Source organism: Citrobacter amalonaticus Y19 (assembly GCF_000981805.1).
Lineage (GTDB): Bacteria > Pseudomonadota > Gammaproteobacteria > Enterobacterales > Enterobacteriaceae > Citrobacter_A > Citrobacter_A amalonaticus_C.
On sequence record NZ_CP011132.1, the window covers coordinates 3,234,506 to 3,252,184 of the forward strand.

The 17,679-nt window shown below is 54.2% G+C and carries 17 protein-coding genes; 2 read left to right on the forward strand and 15 right to left on the reverse strand.

Annotation, left to right across the window (positions count from 1 at the left end; genetic code table 11):
- Window positions 1-17: 17 nt before the first annotated feature.
- Window positions 18-2,228 (reverse strand): intimin-like inverse autotransporter SinH, encoded by a 2,211-nt coding sequence (gene sinH / locus F384_RS14895; RefSeq protein WP_046486440.1) that lies wholly within the window; start codon window positions 2,226-2,228, stop codon window positions 18-20.
- A 977-nt stretch (window positions 2,229-3,205) separates the two neighbouring features.
- On the opposite strand from sinH, the gene mutS reads away from it, so the two are divergent.
- A complete protein-coding gene (gene mutS / locus F384_RS14900) occupies window positions 3,206-5,773 on the forward strand; it encodes a DNA mismatch repair protein MutS (RefSeq protein ID WP_046486442.1) in 2,568 nt (855 codons plus the stop codon).
- A gap of 98 nt (window positions 5,774-5,871) precedes the next feature.
- On the opposite strand, the gene F384_RS14905 is transcribed toward mutS, so the two are convergent.
- The 3 genes from F384_RS14905 to F384_RS14915 are packed head-to-tail and all read right to left on the reverse strand — an operon-like array spanning window position 5,872 to window position 8,139.
- Complete coding sequence (locus F384_RS14905) at window positions 5,872-6,108, reverse strand: non-oxidative hydroxyarylic acid decarboxylases subunit D (protein WP_046486443.1); 237 nt, start codon at window positions 6,106-6,108, stop codon at window positions 5,872-5,874.
- Window positions 6,109-6,118: 10 nt separating this feature from the next.
- Window positions 6,119-7,546 (reverse strand): non-oxidative hydroxyarylic acid decarboxylases subunit C, encoded by a 1,428-nt coding sequence (locus F384_RS14910; RefSeq protein WP_046486445.1) that lies wholly within the window; start codon window positions 7,544-7,546, stop codon window positions 6,119-6,121.
- Window positions 7,546-8,139 (reverse strand): non-oxidative hydroxyarylic acid decarboxylases subunit B, encoded by a 594-nt coding sequence (locus F384_RS14915; protein WP_046486446.1) that lies wholly within the window; start codon window positions 8,137-8,139, stop codon window positions 7,546-7,548. Before F384_RS14915 ends, F384_RS14910 begins: the two co-directional genes overlap by 1 nt.
- 172 nt (window positions 8,140-8,311) lie before the next feature.
- On the opposite strand from F384_RS14915, the gene F384_RS14920 reads away from it, so the two are divergent.
- On the forward strand, window positions 8,312-8,719 hold the full coding sequence (locus tag F384_RS14920) for a MarR family winged helix-turn-helix transcriptional regulator (protein ID WP_046486448.1): 408 nt from the start codon (window positions 8,312-8,314) through the stop codon (window positions 8,717-8,719).
- 117 nt (window positions 8,720-8,836) lie between these two features.
- On the opposite strand, the gene rpoS is transcribed toward F384_RS14920, so the two are convergent.
- From rpoS to cysN, 11 genes are all read right to left on the reverse strand, one after another.
- On the reverse strand, window positions 8,837-9,829 hold the full coding sequence (gene rpoS / locus F384_RS14925) for an RNA polymerase sigma factor RpoS (protein WP_000081550.1): 993 nt from the start codon (window positions 9,827-9,829) through the stop codon (window positions 8,837-8,839).
- A 62-nt stretch (window positions 9,830-9,891) separates the two neighbouring features.
- Window positions 9,892-10,968, reverse strand: coding sequence for a murein hydrolase activator NlpD (gene nlpD, locus F384_RS14930; protein ID WP_319424433.1), 1,077 nt, complete (start codon window positions 10,966-10,968; stop codon window positions 9,892-9,894).
- A 189-nt stretch (window positions 10,969-11,157) separates the two neighbouring features.
- Window positions 11,158-11,784, reverse strand: a complete 627-nt coding sequence (gene pcm, locus F384_RS14935; RefSeq protein WP_042322593.1) for a protein-L-isoaspartate O-methyltransferase — start codon at window positions 11,782-11,784, stop codon at window positions 11,158-11,160.
- On the reverse strand, window positions 11,778-12,539 hold the full coding sequence (gene surE / locus F384_RS14940; RefSeq protein ID WP_046486497.1) for a 5'/3'-nucleotidase SurE: 762 nt from the start codon (window positions 12,537-12,539) through the stop codon (window positions 11,778-11,780). Before surE ends, pcm begins: the two co-directional genes overlap by 7 nt.
- Window positions 12,520-13,569: a tRNA pseudouridine(13) synthase TruD gene (truD, locus tag F384_RS14945; RefSeq protein WP_046486498.1), complete on the reverse strand. Its 1,050-nt coding sequence runs from the start codon at window positions 13,567-13,569 to the stop codon at window positions 12,520-12,522. Before truD ends, surE begins: the two co-directional genes overlap by 20 nt.
- Window positions 13,566-14,045 (reverse strand): 2-C-methyl-D-erythritol 2,4-cyclodiphosphate synthase, encoded by a 480-nt coding sequence (ispF, locus tag F384_RS14950; protein ID WP_021572927.1) that lies wholly within the window; start codon window positions 14,043-14,045, stop codon window positions 13,566-13,568. The genes truD and ispF overlap by 4 nt, the downstream gene beginning before the upstream one ends.
- On the reverse strand, window positions 14,045-14,755 hold the full coding sequence (gene ispD, locus F384_RS14955; protein ID WP_046486499.1) for a 2-C-methyl-D-erythritol 4-phosphate cytidylyltransferase: 711 nt from the start codon (window positions 14,753-14,755) through the stop codon (window positions 14,045-14,047). Before ispD ends, ispF begins: the two co-directional genes overlap by 1 nt.
- Window positions 14,756-14,773: 18 nt before the next feature.
- Window positions 14,774-15,085 carry a cell division protein FtsB gene (gene ftsB / locus F384_RS14960; protein WP_046486500.1) on the reverse strand — a complete coding sequence of 104 codons (312 nt, stop codon included), beginning with the start codon at window positions 15,083-15,085 and terminating at the stop codon, window positions 14,774-14,776.
- Window positions 15,086-15,268: 183 nt separating this feature from the next.
- On the reverse strand, window positions 15,269-15,592 hold the full coding sequence (locus tag F384_RS14965; protein ID WP_046486501.1) for a DUF3561 family protein: 324 nt from the start codon (window positions 15,590-15,592) through the stop codon (window positions 15,269-15,271).
- Between the two features lie 46 nt (window positions 15,593-15,638).
- A complete protein-coding gene (gene cysC / locus F384_RS14970; RefSeq protein WP_046486502.1) occupies window positions 15,639-16,244 on the reverse strand; it encodes an adenylyl-sulfate kinase in 606 nt (201 codons plus the stop codon).
- Window positions 16,244-17,671 carry a sulfate adenylyltransferase subunit CysN gene (cysN, locus tag F384_RS14975; RefSeq protein ID WP_046486503.1) on the reverse strand — a complete coding sequence of 476 codons (1,428 nt, stop codon included), beginning with the start codon at window positions 17,669-17,671 and terminating at the stop codon, window positions 16,244-16,246. The genes cysC and cysN overlap by 1 nt, the downstream gene beginning before the upstream one ends.
- Window positions 17,672-17,679 lie beyond the last annotated feature (8 nt).

Sequence of the window (17,679 nt, forward strand, 5' to 3'; positions counted from 1 at the left end):
ATCACGCTAATGTCTCTTTACTTTTTGCGATACGCGACACGTATCCCATACCCCTGGACACCGCTTTTTTCGCTGGCGCCAAATTTTTGCTTTGCTTCGCGGTTCGTTGCGGGAAGCACCAAATCCTGATTCTCGGTATTGGCCTGCGCGCCCGTATCACCGCTGACGCTTTGGCCGAAAAACTCCCATTTGTAGTCGTACTGCGCCATTTCCTCTGCGCTGAGCTGCTCTGACATCTGAAAAACGCCATCTTTGTTTTTATCGCGCCATAACATAAATCGATACGCACTACTCAAAGGCAGATGCTCGTCCTTTTTCCCAATTAAATTCACTGGGTTACCGGTGCGTGTCTGATAAACGATGGCGTTGGCGTCATCGATTTTTTCACCCAGAAAAGTGATATCCACATAGTTGCTGTCGTCGTAGGCATCTGCTTTCGCCTTCCAGCGGAAAGTGCCCGGCTGCGTACTGGAGAGCGTGATGGTTCCGGCCTGTTTATCGCGACTGGCGATAAACACACAGGGTGTTTCGTTAGTGCAGGGTTTTGTCGAGAGTGCGACCTTTTTGTCGTTGCTGTCGTACAACTCCGGGGCCATGGCAACATCCACCAGCGTATTGCCTTTACTGTCGGTATCGTCGCCGTACGCATCTGTTAGCAGTAGCGCCATGACCACACCATCGACACCATCCGCCTGCGCACTGGCTTCATGTTTATGCTTGCTGAGATCGGCGTCAGTTAACGTATCAACAACCAGTTCGATTGTTCGGTTCGGTTGCACGGTCAACTCTACAATGCCGGAGTTTTGCTTATTACCTTCTTCATCCTCCAGCGTGATTCGCACTTTCCAGGTATTCAACGCGATACGTTCGGCCTCTGTCGCTGCGTTTTCCCACGTAGGTAATACCAGGTTCCAGCTGTTGTTATTGCCATCCGTCAGCGTGTTCGCCTTAACCACAGGCATGACCAATACACGATTGGCGTTATTCTTCGCCTGCCATGAGGCGGTCGCGATTTTGTAGTGGTGATTAATCAGCGCGTTGATCGTCCACTTACATTTTTCCAGGCCAACCCCGGCTTCTGGCGTATCGAGAACCACGCATTCGGGATGCTCATTGGTCATATCGGCTTTTAGCCACAGCGTAACGTCAAGCGGATCTTTTTCGCGGTATTCAAGAACGATAAAATTATTGCGGTCGACGAAATCATGGCGACTGCCTTCCAGTGTGCGCTGGACTTTGACATTATCCGGATCGAGCTGGGCTTTAAGCGGCGTACCAAACTGATAATTCAGCGTGGCGGCTACGTTGACATCCGTGTTGTCTCCCGTACCCGCTTTATAATCCGTACTGAAAGTGACTAACGGTACCGGGGTGTAGTTCAGCTCGAGCGTGACCGCCTGTGGATTCTTCTCCAGATTATCCTTACCAAAAAGCGCAACCTCATCACCATAGTACTGTTCATAAACCAGCTTCCCGCCTAACTGCGGGTAGAAGGGTAACCATGACTCTATGCGTGCGTCCCATCCGCGAGCTGGTCGCTCTTCATAAAAATCAAAATCCGGCGAATTTTTCCAGTCAGAGAGCGGGTGATAATAGTTCCCGGAGAATCGCAGGAAGTCGGTCCAGGACTCCACGCCCAGTCCCAACCGACGATGACCGCGGGTAAAATCGTAATCATAAAAAGTATTGGCGCCGAGCAGCCAGCGTCCCACATTGTGACGAACCCCTATCCCAACGTTGCTGATAGTTCGATCTTCTTTACGCTGGGTTGAAAGCTGACTGAACAGAACAGTCTCCTGGTCGTCATATAATGGAACGAAGTAGTCCAGAGAACTCCCTTCCAGAGAACCTTCCTGATCAATGGATAAATTGGTGCGCACGGTGCCATAAGGCGACATCAACCCTTCGATATAGGATTGTGTTGAAGAGGTGATTTTATTTTGTAAATAACTTTTAGCCTGTGACTCCAGCGCCTCCGGCGTCAGGTTTTCAAATCCCTGAGTAGCCGAATTTGTTAAATAATTTGTTGATTGTTCTTTAAAAGAGTTGCCACTTTCTTCTTTTTCACTCTTTTCAGTAGCAGCACTGCCTAAATCAGGAAGTTCTGCTGATGAGGCAGACGATATTTTTCCTTCGTAGGACGTCTTATTTTCTGTATATTGATCTGCAGCCAGCGATGTCCCTGGAATTATTGCCATGATCAATAAAAAAAACACAACGCGAACCATTCAGGACCTACCAGAATTGAATGAAGTACACTAACAACCATCAATTTATCAAACAGATAAGATAAAAAGTGAAGATAAAGCAACATTCATAGAAGAATACAACACACCACAATAGCCTTAAAATCTTAAATATTATATCTAGGATCGAAAGATATAATATAATAACCGATACAGGCAGAGCAGTGCAGAATTAGACTGTCCATTATTGGACAACAATAAGCTTGTTCAAAATTGGATGATTTAGATTCGTGACTGACTCTTTCGAAATACAATGTGGAAGTGTTTTTCAGGTATATGTCATTCAGATTCAGCATGTAAATCGAACAACTCAGACTGAAATCATTATGATTAGCGATTCGGGTAGCCTCATGAAGTGTACTGAACGACACAAGGGACGTCGAGCCTGCATGACAAAAATGATGCCATACACCATCTCAACACAATGAACAGACAGTAACCCACTCATTCATCAGAAATTTATACTGAATAAACTCTCCGGCCTCCAGAGGACACTTCATACCTCACCGAATTGCGAGTGGCCCCGCGTACCTGATCAATGCTGGCAAAATCTGCGACATTATCGACCAGAGATCTGATAACCTCTTGCGGTGTTTTACCCCATATCGCCGGTTGCTTTTCTGTTCATGACACGAGTCGTGTGGACAACGTCGGTTTTAAGCGACACAGATTTTGACGCCAAAACCGACGGGTGAATCCCGGCGGTTGTCAGTGATAAGATAGGGTTTTCGGTCAGGGTTGGATAAGTAGACGACTCACCATGCTGGCTGAGACCAGGTTTCACGTCGATAGATAACTTATTGATTATAATCGACTGAGTAGGTGCCATTTTATAAATGTATACCGGCAAGCCCAAATGGCTGCCCGGTACTACCCGGTCTACTTCTGGTAGACACATTTACCGATTTATATGGGGTCACCGCAGACCCAAAGAGACTTAAAAAACGAGTAAAATCAAAATGCAAGAGTCTATCGACAAGGATCTTTCAGACCACACTCCCATGATGCAGCAGTATCTCAAGCTGAAGGCTCAGCATCCGGAGATCCTGCTGTTTTACCGCATGGGTGACTTCTATGAGCTGTTTTATGACGATGCAAAACGTGCATCACTACTGCTCGACATTTCGCTGACTAAACGCGGCGCATCCGCTGGCGAACCTATCCCGATGGCGGGTATCCCTTATCATGCGGTCGAAAACTATCTCGCTAAGCTGGTGAATCAGGGGGAGTCCGTCGCTATTTGCGAACAAATTGGCGATCCGGCCACCAGCAAAGGGCCCGTTGAACGTAAAGTTGTCCGTATTGTTACGCCAGGCACCATCAGCGATGAAGCGCTGTTACAGGAGCGCCAGGACAACCTGCTTGCCGCCATCTGGCAGGACAGTAAAGGTTACGGTTACGCCACGCTGGACATTAGCTCCGGTCGTTTTCGCCTGAGCGAACCCACCGATCGCGAGACGATGGCCGCCGAATTGCAGCGCACCAACCCGGCGGAACTGCTGTACGCCGAAGACTTCGCTGAGATGGCGCTGATTGAAGGCCGTCGCGGATTACGCCGTCGCCCGCTGTGGGAATTTGAAATTGATACCGCCCGTCAGCAGTTAAATTTGCAGTTTGGTACTCGCGATTTGACTGGCTTTGGCGTTGAAAACGCGCCGCGCGGGCTTTGCGCTGCCGGGTGTCTGCTGCAATACGTCAAGGACACGCAGCGCACGTCCCTGCCGCATATTCGCTCTATCACCATGGAACGCCAGCAGGACAGCATCATCATGGATGCTGCGACGCGCCGCAATCTGGAGATTACCCAGAACCTGGCGGGCGGCGTAGAGAACACGCTGGCTTCCGTGCTCGACTGTACCGTAACGCCGATGGGCAGTCGTATGCTCAAGCGCTGGTTGCATATGCCGGTACGCGACACGAAAATCCTGACTGAACGCCAGCAGACCATCGGATCGTTACAGGATGCGACCAACGAGCTACAGCCGGTGTTGCGCCAGGTGGGCGATCTGGAACGTATTCTCGCGCGTCTGGCACTGCGCACCGCCCGTCCGCGCGATCTCGCCCGTATGCGTCACGCCTTCCAGCAGTTGCCGGAACTGCGTGCGCAGCTGGAATCGGTGGAAAGCGCCCCCGTACAGATGCTGCGCGAGAAAATGGGCGAATTCACCGAACTGCGGGAACTGCTGGAACGCGCGGTCATTGACGCGCCGCCGGTACTGGTCCGTGACGGCGGTGTTATCGCCCCCGGCTACAACGAAGAACTCGATGAGTGGCGCGCGCTGGCAGACGGCGCGACCGACTATCTCGACAGGCTGGAAATCCGTGAACGTGAGCGTACCGGACTGGACACGCTGAAAGTCGGCTTTAACGCTGTACACGGTTATTACATCCAGATTAGCCGTGGGCAGAGTCACCTCGCGCCGATCAACTACGTCCGTCGACAGACGCTGAAAAACGCCGAACGCTACATCATCCCTGAACTCAAAGAGTACGAAGATAAAGTTCTGACGTCTAAGGGTAAAGCGCTGGCGCTGGAGAAACAGCTCTATGACGAACTGTTCGATCTGCTGCTGCCGCACCTAGCGGATCTGCAACAGAGCGCCAGTGCGCTGGCGGAACTCGACGTACTGGTGAACCTGGCCGAGCGCGCGTATACGCTGAATTACACCTGCCCGACCTTTAGCGATAAACCGGGTATTCGTATTACCGAAGGCCGCCATCCGGTCGTGGAACAGGTACTGAATGAGCCGTTTATCGCCAACCCGCTGGACCTCTCGCCGCAGCGCAGAATGCTGATCATTACCGGGCCAAATATGGGCGGTAAAAGTACCTATATGCGCCAGACCGCGCTGATTGCCCTGCTGGCCTATATCGGCAGCTACGTGCCGGCACAGAAAGTGGAAATTGGTCCTATCGATCGCATCTTTACCCGTGTGGGTGCAGCGGACGATCTGGCTTCCGGGCGCTCCACCTTCATGGTAGAGATGACCGAAACGGCCAACATTCTGCACAACGCCACCGAGAACAGTCTGGTATTGATGGATGAAATTGGCCGCGGGACGTCCACTTACGATGGCCTGTCGCTGGCGTGGGCATGCGCGGAAAACCTGGCGAATAAGATCAAAGCGCTGACGCTGTTCGCAACGCACTATTTCGAGCTGACACAACTGCCGGAGAAAATGGAAGGCGTAGCCAACGTGCATCTGGACGCGCTGGAGCACGGCGATACCATCGCCTTTATGCACAGCGTTCAGGACGGCGCGGCCAGTAAGAGCTACGGCCTGGCGGTCGCGGCGCTGGCGGGCGTTCCGAAAGAGGTGATCAAACGCGCGCGGCAGAAACTGCGCGAGCTGGAAAGCCTTTCGCCGAACGCGGCGGCAACGCAGGTGGATGGCACGCAAATGTCGCTGCTGTCCGTCCCGGAAGAGACCTCTCCCGCAGTTGAAGCCCTGGAAAACCTCGATCCGGATTCCCTGTCGCCCCGTCAGGCGCTGGAGTGGATCTATCGGTTGAAGAGTCTGGTGTAATAAAAATGCCCGATGACGCTTTGCGTATCGGGCTTACACACTAACGGTACTGTACTTTCGTAGGCCGGATAAGGCGTCAGCCGACATCCGGCACTCCGTTAGCGCTTATCTTCCGCCAGCAGCGGCGGAATACTCGGCACCATCGGCGCGTCATCGATATCTTTCTGTGTCATCCGAAACGCCTGCGGATAATGTTCTCGACTGGTGCGACGTAGCGGTTCCGTATCACGCCAGGTGTAGAGGCAATGTTGGCACTGATACACCGTCCAGATCCCTTTCACTGGCGAGGTCGCCATGATTTCAATATGTTCATCGGCACAACGTGGGCAAATCATCTTCTTCTCCTTATTTGCGTGCGGCCAGCATGGCGGTCAGTTTTTCAGCCCAGGCTTTGGTTTCCGGTAAATCCACCACCGGCTGGCTATAGTGGCCGCGGTTATCCGGCGCAACCGGCGTGGTGGCATCGATAATCAACTTATCGGTGATCCCCGCCGGACTTGAGCCCGGATCCAGTTCCAGCACCGACATATTCGGCAACTGCACCAGGTCGCCCGCCGGGTTAACCTTCGACGACAACGCCCACATCACCTGCGGCAGGTTGAACGGATCGACATCTTCGTCCACCATGATCACCATCTTCACGTAACCTAGCCCGTGCGGTGTGGTCATCGCGCGCAGCCCCACCGCGCGAGCAAAACCGCCGTAGCGCTTTTTGGTTGAGATAATCGCCAGCAGACCGTGGGTATACATAGCGTTAACCGCCTGCACTTCCGGGAATTCAGCCTTCAGTTGCTGATACAGCGGCACGCAGGTGGCCGGCCCCATCAGATAGTCGATTTCCGTCCACGGCATACCGAGATAAAGCGATTCAAAAATCGGTTTGCTGCGATACGAAACCTTATCGATACGCACCACCGTCATATTGCGACCACCGGAATAGTGACCGGTAAACTCGCCAAACGGCCCTTCGATTTCGCGTTTGCGACTTTCAATCACCCCTTCCAGGATCACCTCCGATCCCCACGGCACATCAAACCCGGTCAACGGCGCGGTGGCGATGGGATACGGGCTTCCACGCAGCGCACCCGCCATCTCATATTCGGACTGATCGTATTTCAGCGGCGTCGCGCCCATCAGCGTGATGATCGGATCGTTGCCCAGCGTGATGGCAATCGGCAGGTCCTCGCCGCGCTCTTCTGCCTTATGCAGATGCAGCGCGATATCGTGCATCGGTACCGGCTGCAGGCCTAGCTTCCGCTTACCCTTCACTTCCATCCGATAGATACCCACGTTCTGCTTGCCGAAGTGGTCCGGGTCGAGCGGATCGCGGGAAACCACACAGGCTTTATCCAGGTAAAACCCACCATCGCCATCGTTCAGGCGAAACAGCGGCAGAATGTCGAACAGATTGATCTCTTCGCCCTCGACGCTGTTTTCCGCCCATGCCGGATTCGCGCGACGCTCCGGGGCCACCGGGAACTTATCCCAGCGACGGATAAACTCATCGATCTGCTTTTTCACCGGCGTATTCGGTGGTAAGCCCAATGAAATGGCATGATTTTGCCAGGAACCGATGGTGTTCATCGCCACGCGCGCATCGGTGAAACCGCGGATATTGTCGAACCATAGCGCCGGCGCACCGTCGCCAATACGGCCAGTGGCGTTGGCTGCCGCCGCCAGATCCGGCTCCGCGTTCACCTCTTCACTGATTTTCAGCAGTTGTCCCTGGTCGTCGAGCGCCTGCAAAAAGCTGCGCAAATCATCAAATGCCATTATTCATTCTCCTGTGAAAAATTCTGTGCCTGTGGTAACCCCTGCCAGCGACGCGCGTAGGGATGTTCCAGCGCAAACTGGTCCAGAACGCGGGCCACGATGTGTTGTGTAATATCATCAACGGTTTGGGGATGGTTGTAGAAAGCGGGCATCGGCGGCACCATCGCCACGCCCATGCGGGAAAGCGCGAGCATGTTTTCGAGATGAACCGTGCTGAGCGGCATTTCACGCGGCACCAGCACCAGTTTGCGCCCTTCTTTCAGCACCACGTCGGCGGCGCGTCCCACCAGGCCGTCGGCGTAACCGGCGCGAATCCCCGCCAACGTTTTCATGCTACAGGGGACAACGATCATGCCGTCGGTGCGAAACGAACCTGACGAGATTGTCGCCGCCTGATCCGCCGGGCTGTGGCAAAAATCCGCCAGTCCGGCGACATCGCGCGCGCGGTATGGCGTTTCCAGTTCAATGGTGGTTTTAGCCCACTTCGACATCACCAGATGCGTCTCCACATCCGGCATTTTCCGCAATGCCTGCAACAGCGCTACGCCCAGCGGCGCCCCCGTTGCCCCGGTCATCCCCACAATCAATCTCATCCATCACTCCATAAATTGTTCGTATACGAACATTTTGTTTAAATTACCCCTGTGAAACCGCGACGACAAGATCATCCGTTTTTTTTTCGCACGTATCGCTTAAGATTTCCTCATTAAAAAACGCGGCGTTACCCGTTATGATAAGAAATGCGATTTTTAGCCTGGAGTTTCCATGGAGTTACGGAATAAAGCGTTTCACTTGTTACGCCAGTTGTTTCAGCAACATACGTCGCGTTGGCAGCACGCGTTAGCGGATCTCACTAAACCGCAATACGCGGTAATGTGTGCCATTGCGGAACGTCCCGGCATTGAACAGGTTAATCTGATGGAGGCCGCCGTCAGTACCAAAGCGACGCTGGCGGAAATGCTAAGCCGGATGGAAAAACGCGGGCTGGTGAGACGTGAGAACGATCCGCTGGATAAACGTCGCCGCTTCGTTTATCTGACCACAGAGGGCGAAGCATTGCTGAAAGTATGCATGCCGTTGGGAAACCAGGTGGATGAGGAGTTTCTGGGACGGTTGAATGACGAGGAACGTGCGCAATTCGCCATGCTAATCAAGAAAATGATGCCTGATTAACAAACCTGAGTACGTATGAAAATGCTCCCGTCTGCCTTCGCCCGCGAAACCACAGCAAAAAACCAGAAAGAAAAAGGCCAGCCTCAAAGAGACTGGCCTTTCTTGTTAGAACAGTACTTACTCGCGGAACAGCGCTTCGATATTCAGCCCCTGAGTCTGCAGGATTTCACGCAGACGACGCAGACCTTCAACCTGAATCTGACGAACACGTTCACGAGTCAGACCGATTTCACGGCCTACATCTTCCAGTGTCGCCGCTTCATAACCCAGCAGACCGAAACGACGTGCCAGCACTTCACGCTGTTTGGCGTTCAGTTCGAACAGCCATTTGACGATGCTCTGTTTCATATCGTCATCTTGCGTGGTGTCTTCCGGACCGTTCTCTTTCTCATCGGCCAGGATGTCCAGCAACGCTTTTTCGGAATCGCCACCCAACGGGGTGTCTACCGAGGTAATGCGCTCGTTAAGACGAAGCATACGGCTAACGTCATCAACCGGTTTATCCAGTTGCTCTGCAATTTCTTCCGCGCTGGGTTCGTGGTCCAGTTTATGGGACAACTCACGCGCGGTACGCAGATAGACGTTCAGCTCTTTAACAATATGAATCGGCAGTCGAATGGTACGGGTTTGGTTCATGATAGCCCGTTCAATCGTCTGGCGAATCCACCAGGTTGCGTATGTTGAGAAGCGGAACCCGCGTTCCGGGTCAAACTTCTCGACGGCACGGATAAGCCCCAGATTGCCCTCTTCAATCAGATCCAGCAGTGCCAGACCTCGATTGCCATAACGGCGGGCAATTTTCACCACCAGACGCAGGTTACTTTCAATCATCCGACGGCGAGAGGCGACATCTCCACGCAGTGCGCGACGCGCAAAATACACTTCTTCTTCGGCCGTTAACAGTGGTGAATAACCAATCTCACCAAGGTAAAGCTGAGTCGCGTCCAACACACGCTGTGTGGCCCCCTGCGATAACAGCTCTTCTTCAGCCAAATCGTTATCACTGGGTTCCTCTTCAACTAAGGCTTTTTCGTCAAAAACCTCAACTCCGTTCTCATCAAACTCCGCATCTTCATTTAAATCATGAACTTTCAGCGTATTCTGACTCATAAGGTGGCTCCTACCCGTGATCCCTTGACGGAACTAGCAAGTGTCAGCCTGGTTCCGCCGCTTTATCGCTGCGGTAAATAACGCAGCGGGTTTACGGATTTCCCCTTGTAACGAATTTCAAAATGCAAACGTGTAGAACTGGTTCCGGTGCTACCCATCGTCGCTATTTTTTGTCCTGCCTTCACTTCTTGTTGTTCCCGGACCAGCATTGTATCGTTATGAGCGTAGGCACTCAGGTAATCATCGTTGTGTTTGATGATAATAAGATTACCGTAACCGCGCAGTGCGTTACCGGCATAGACCACGCGCCCATCGGCGGTCGCGATAATAGCCTGTCCCTTACTGCCTGCAATGTCGATCCCTTTATTGCCCCCTTCGGAAGCCCCAAAGTTTTCGATCACTTTGCCGTCAGTCGGCCAGCGCCATGCGGAGATTGGCGAACTGGTAGACGAACTGCTTGCTGTCGATTCGGTTGCGCTAACTGCCGGAGCCGTTACAGGCGCTGTGACAACTGTCCCAGCAGGCTTGTTGTTCGGCAACATTTTGTTAGCACTTTGTTCACCTGAATCCTCAGAATACGTAATTGTCGGTTTCGACGCAACAGCGGCGACGGAATTTTGTGCAGGTTTGGTCACAACTCCTTGCTCTGCTGCATCGGCCTGAGTAATCGCATTACCGCCGGTAATTGGCGCGCCAGATGCATTGCCCACCTGCAGCGTTTGTCCGACGTTCAGGCCATACGGCGCCTGGACATTATTGCGCTGCGCCAGGTCACGGAAATCGTTCCCGGTTATCCAGGCGATGTAAAAAAGCGTGTCGCCTTTTTTAACGGTGTAGGTGCTGCCACCGTTGTAGCTGCCTTTCGGAATGTTCCCATACTGGCGGTTGTAGACAATACGTCCGTTTTCCATCTGCACAGGTTGCTCGGCTACCGGCTGAACGTGCGTCGGTTGCGTCGTTGGACGCTGCACCGGTTGAATTTGCGGTGTCTGCGGGGCGGACGACGACGTCCCCATCTTCGGTGGCGGCGTGATCAGCATACCGGAACTGGTATTCGCCGGGGCATTACCATTGACTGAGCTTACCGGCGCAGGCGGATTCGATGAATTTGAACAACCCGCCAGCCATAGCGAAACCAGTGAAAGTGCCGCAATGCGGCTAACGGTGAATTTTGGGCTTCCCGCGCTCATTTATCCCCCAGGAAAAATTGGTTAACAACCAGTGACGTATAATCGTGCAGACAGCAAATGGGCACTGGAAAATGTGACCACGATACGCTGACCCGTTCCAAAAACTCCAGGAAAACTCCAGGTATTCGGAACCGCTTCTTACGCGAGCTCCCCTTTAACTAAGGGAACGAAACGTACCGCCTCCACGGTGTCGATTATAAATTCGCCGCCCCGACGACGCACCCGTTTCAGAAACTGATGCTCATCACCCACGGGCAAGACGAGAATTCCGCCTTCATCCAGTTGCGTCATCAACGCGGTCGGAATTTCCGGCGGAGCTGCCGTCACAATAATAGCGTCAAATGGCGCGCGTGCCTGCCAGCCTTGCCATCCATCACCGTGACGGGTTGAAACATTATGTAAATCGAGCTGCTTCAGACGGCGACGCGCCTGCCATTGCAGCCCTTTAATGCGTTCGACTGAACAAACCTGCTGTACCAGGTGCGCCAGTATCGCCGTCTGATACCCGGAACCGGTGCCAATTTCCAGCACCCGCGACTGCGGGGTCAGTTCGAGCAGTTCGGTCATTCGCGCCACCATATACGGCTGCGAAATCGTCTGTCCCTGACCTATCGGCAACGCGATATTGTCCCAGGCCTTATGTTCAAACGCTTCGTCAATAAATTTCTCACGCGGCACCGCGGCCAGGGCATTAAGCACCTGTTCATCGCGGATCCCCTGCGCGCGCAGTTGTTCAAGAAGCGTCTGTACGCGTCTGCTTACCATTGCGTGCCAACTCCCACGCTCTCTAACCAGTCGGAAACCACATCATGCGCGCTGTGTGCGGTTAAATCCACATGCAACGGCGTAATGGACACGTAACCTTCGTCCACTGCCGCAAAATCGGTATCAGGCCCGGCGTCGCATTTGTCGCCCGGTGGACCAATCCAGTACAGCGTGTTACCGCGAGGATCTTCCTGCGGGATCACTTTGTCCGCTGGATGACGACTGCCGCAGCGCGTCACGCGGATGCCTTTGATCTGCTCCAGCGGTAAATCGGGCACGTTGATGTTGAGGATCCGCCCGGTACGCAGCGGTTCCCGACGCAGTGCGCGTAAGATTCGACAGGTGATGACCGCCGCGGTCTCGTAATGCTGATGCCCGTCTAACGATACGGCGAGCGCAGGAAAGCCGAGATGACGCCCTTCCATCGCCGCCGCGACGGTACCGGAATAGATAACGTCGTCCCCCAGGTTGGGGCCGGCGTTAATTCCTGAGACCACAATGTCCGGACGCGGGCGCATGAGCGCATTAACGCCCAGATAAACACAGTCGGTGGGCGTCCCCATCTGCACGGCAATATCGCCGTTCTCAAAGGTAAACGTCCGGAGAGAAGATTCAAGCGTCAGCGAGTTTGACGCGCCACTGCGGTTGCGATCCGGGGCGACGACCTGTACGTCAGCAAACTCCCGCAGGGCTTTCGCCAGCGTTTGTATACCGGGCGCGTGGACCCCATCATCGTTACTCAGCAATATGCGCATAATCACCCATTGTGTTGATCAGTTCCCTCACAACGCTGGTGGCGAAGCTCCCCGCGGGCAGCCAAAAACGTAACTCAACGGTGACATCATCCCACCAGTTCCAGCTTAATTGCTGCGGATAGAGCAGCATCGCTCTTCGCGAGGCCTCGACTTTTTCGCGCAGCAACAGTGATTGCAACGCGTGCTCTTCGGCAATCGCGGACTGTTCAAACGCCAGCGCATCCCGCTGGGTTCCCCACTCGCCGCTGCCGGGAAGCGAAGCCGTCACCATCAGTTCTTTTTCATCGACACGACGCTGTAATTCCGCCAGTTCTTCTTGTGTGGCGACAAACCAGCTTCCGCGTCCCGCTAATTGTAGCGCATCGCCGTCAACAACTTGATTAAAGTCTGTTTTTTTCAGACGCTCGCTGACAATTTGATTAAACAACGCACTGCGGGCCGCCGACAACCAAAAACTGCGTTTATTGCGATCCCGCACAGGCGTATCGCTTTGCGCCCAGCGCAGCGCGCCTTGCAGATTGCTGCCGCCAATACCAAAACGCTGCGCGCCAAAATAGTTCGGTACGCCGCCGGTGTTTATCGCCTGTAGACGGGATTCTACCTCATCACGTTGGCTGACTTCGCGCAGCACCAGCGTGAACGCATTGCCCTTCAGCGCGCCTAAACGTAGCTTACGTTTGTGACGCGCATATTCCAGCACCTTGCAGCCTTCAAGCTGGAAGGCGCTCAGATCGGGCATTTCTTTGCCCGGTACGCGCGCGCACAGCCACTGTTCAGTGACCGCATGCTTATCCTTTTGCCCGGCAAAGCTCACCTCACGGGCATGTATTTTCAGAAATTTCGCCAGCGCGTCGGCGACAAAACGGGTGTTGCAGCCGTTTTTGAGAATACGCACCAGAATGTGTTCACCTTCGCCATCCGGTTCGAAACCTAAATCTTCGACCACCACAAAATCTTCCGGACTGGCTTTCAGCAACCCGGCGCTTTGCGGTTTTCCGTGGAGATAGGTGAGATTTTCAAACTCTGTCATTTCGCGGCCTTAATGAGTAACGCCACCGCTTCGCAGGCAATCCCTTCCCCACGCCCGGTAAAACCGAGTTTTTCCGTGGTGGTTGCTTTCACGTTCACATCGTCCATGTGACAACCGAGGTCTTCAGCAATAAACACGCGCATTTGCGGGATGTGCGGCAGCATCTTCGGCGCCTGCGCAATAATGGTCACGTCGACATTGCCCAGAGTGTAGCCTTTGGCCTGGATCCGACGCCAGGCTTCACGCAGCAACTCGCGACTGTCCGCGCCTTTAAACGCCGGGTCGGTATCCGGAAACAGCTTGCCAATGTCACCCAGCGCCGCCGCGCCAAGCAGCGCGTCGGTGAGCGCATGCAGCGCAACATCACCATCAGAATGCGCCAGCAGCCCCTTTTCATACGGGATGCGCACACCACCAATGATAATTGGGCCTTCACCGCCAAAGGCGTGTACATCAAAACCGTGTCCAATTCGCATTATGCATCCTCCAGATGGATTGTTCGGGTCAGATAAAATTCAGCCAGCGCTAAATCTTCCGGACGGGTCACTTTGATGTTATCAGCTCGTCCTTCAACAAGCTGTGGATGGAAGCCGCAATATTCCAGCGCCGACGCTTCATCGGTGATGGTCGCGCCTTCATTCAGCGCACGCGTCAGACAGTCATGCAGCAGTTCACGAGGGAAAAATTGCGGCGTCAGTGCGTGCCATAAATCGTTACGTTCAACCGTATGGGCGATGGCCGTTTTGCCCGGCTCCGCGCGTTTCATGGTATCGCGCACCGGTGCGGCGAGGATCCCGCCGGTGCGACTGGTTTCGCTAAGCGCCAGCAGGCGCGCTAAATCATCCTGATGCAGGCAGGGACGCGCCGCATCATGCACCAGCACCCATTGGGCATTTCCGGCGGCCTGTAATCCGGCCAGCACAGAGTCTGCCCGCTCATTTCCCCCGTCCACGACGGTAATTTGCGGATGCTGCGCCAGAGGAAGTTGAGCAAAGCGGCTGTCGCCAGGGCTGATCGCGATGATCACGCGGGTCACCCGGGGATGCGCCAGTAGCGCAGAGACCGAGTGTTCGAGAATGGTTTTATTGCCGACTGAGAGGTATTGCTTCGGACATTCCGTTTGCATACGGCGGCCAAATCCGGCCGCCGGCACCACGGCGCAAACATCCAAAAAAGTGGCTGCCATGTGATTTCCTGGGCTGGTTTAACGAGTATTTTGCCCCGCAGTTTGCGCGCGTTTAGACGCGTCGGGCACCAGACGATAAAACGTTTCGCCCGGCTTAGTCATGCTGAGTTCGTTGCGTGCACGCTCCTCGATAGCCTCCTGACCGCCATTGAGATCGTCAATTTCGGCAAAGAGCTGATCGTTACGTGCTTTAAGTTTGGCGTTTGTCGCCTGCTGCGCCATCACGTCATCATTGACGCGACTGTAATCATGTATGCCGTTCTTACCGAACCACAGCGAATACTGTAGCCAGACCAGTAAAGCCAGCAACAGCAGCGTTAGTTTACCCATCCTGCCCCCTGAAAAACGGCATCATCCTCCCATACTTCCACAAACGACACGACGTTTGCGGACGGGAAAGCCGCAACAACGCGGGCAAATGTACCACAATTGCCCTTTATAACGTATACCCAGAACCCTGAGAACATCATCTCATTGTTAGTTACGGTTTGAATTATGGACAGCGGTCGCGCTTTAGCCCAGCAGCCACATAAACAGCGCGCCGAACATCGCGCAAACGGTCAGCAGGGTTGCGACAATGCTGTAGCGCAATTTTCCCTTGAGCAGGGAATGCAGCGCGATACCCACGACAACGGCAACGGGCATCAACGCCAGGAAGAAAGGCCAGGTGTAAATGAAGAAAAACAATGTGTTAGGGCCATACACCAGAAAGGGGATCCCCAACGCCAGCAGCCATGATACGAAACCCACCACGGCGCCCGGCAGCGACCAGGTGGTTTCGTCATCAGTAGCAAACGCGTCTGTCGTTGTGAGTGTGATGTTCTGGCTATCGCGCATATTGAATCCTGTAACCTTGACTGACTGTACACACAAGTCAGGTGTCTCAGGATCTGATAATATCGCTCTGTCTGAGCAGGTCTAATAATTGGGCGACCAAATTTGTTACTAATTGTTCGCCATGAAGATGAACTTCAGGCGATTCAGGCGCTTCGTATACAGAATCAATTCCGGTGAAATTGCGCAACTCGCCGGCGCGCGCTTTTTTGTATAACCCTTTTGGATCGCGGGCTTCGCAGATTTCCAGCGGTGTATCCACGAACACTTCAATGAAGCGTCCCTCACCGACGCGCTCACGCACTATCTGCCGCTCCGCGCGGTACGGAGAAATAAACGCCGTCAGTACCACCAGCCCGGCATCCGCCATCAGGTTTGCCACTTCGCCCACGCGACGAATGTTCTCTTTACGATCGACGTCGCTAAACCCCAGATCGCTGCACAGGCCGTGGCGAACATTATCGCCATCCAGCAAGTAGGTACTGACGCCCACTTGATGCAACGCCTCTTCCAGCGCTCCGGCAATCGACGATTTACCGGACCCCGACAGCCCGGTAAACCACAGCACAGCACCACGATGACCGTGATGTTGCTCGCGCTGTTGCGGCGTGACGGGATGAGCATGCCAGACGACGTTTTCGTCATGCAGCGCCATTATTTTCCTCCCAGCAGATCGCGAGCGCCCCAGAGCGGGAAGTGGCGGCGCACCAGCGCATTCAGCTCCAGCTCAAAGGCGCTGAATTCTGACGGCGCAGCGGTCTCCTGCACAATCGGTTCGCGGACCATACCGGCCCCCACGGTGACGTTACTCAGACGGTCGATGAAAATCAGCCCGCCGGTCACCGGGTTTTGCTGATAGGTATCCAGCACCAGCGGCTCATCAAAGGTCAGATTGACCAGACCGATGCCGTTCAGCGGCAGATTGTCCACCTCACGCTGCGTCAGATTGTTGATATCCACCTGATACTGAACGTTATCAACGCGCGCACGGGTCTTTTTACCCGCGATTTTGATTTCGTAGCTCTGTCCCGGCGCCAGCGGCTGTTCCGCCATCCAGACCACGTCAACAGCGGCATGCTGTACGGCAGGCAGATTTTCGTCTGCCGCCAGCAGCAGATCGCCTCGGCTGATATCAATCTCATCTTTCAGGACGAGGGTTATGGCTTCACCGGCAAAGGCATCGTCCAGATCGCCATCAAAGGTGACGATCCGCGCCACGCTGGACTCCACGCCGGACGGCAGCACCTTTACACGCTGTCCCACCTTAACGCGACCAGAAGCCAACGTGCCGGAATAGCCCCGGAAATCGAGGTTCGGACGGTTTACATACTGCACCGGGAAGCGCATTGGCTGGCTGTCAACCACGCGCTGGATCTCAACCGTCTCCAGCACTTCAAGTAAGGTCGGGCCGCTGTACCACGGCATGCTGGCGCTCTGGGAGGCCACGTTGTCACCTTCCAGTGCAGAGAGTGGTACAAAGCGAATATCCAGATTGCCCGGCAACTGTTCAGCAAAGGTCAAATAATCTTCGCGAATACGTTCAAAGATCTCTTCGCTGTAGTCGACCAGATCCATTTTGTTGATCGCCACCACCAGGTGTTTGATCCCCAGCAGCGTTGAAATGAAGCTGTGACGACGAGTCTGATCCAGTACGCCTTTACGGGCGTCAATCAGCAGGATCGCCAGATCGCAGGTTGATGCGCCGGTCGCCATATTGCGGGTGTATTGCTCGTGCCCTGGGGTGTCGGCAATGATAAATTTACGCTTCTCGGTGGAGAAATAGCGATACGCCACGTCAATGGTAATCCCCTGCTCGCGCTCGGCCTGCAGGCCATCCACCAGCAGTGCCAGATCCAGTTTCTCACCCTGTGTACCGTGGCGTTTGCTGTCGTTATGCAACGACGACAGCTGATCTTCATAAATCTGCCGCGTGTCGTGTAACAGACGACCGATCAGGGTGCTTTTGCCATCATCCACGCTGCCGCAGGTTAAAAAGCGCAGCAGACTTTTATGTTGTTGGGCGACCATCCAGGCTTCGACGCCGCCTTCATTGGCGATTTGTTGTGCAAGTGTGGTGTTCATGGCGGCTC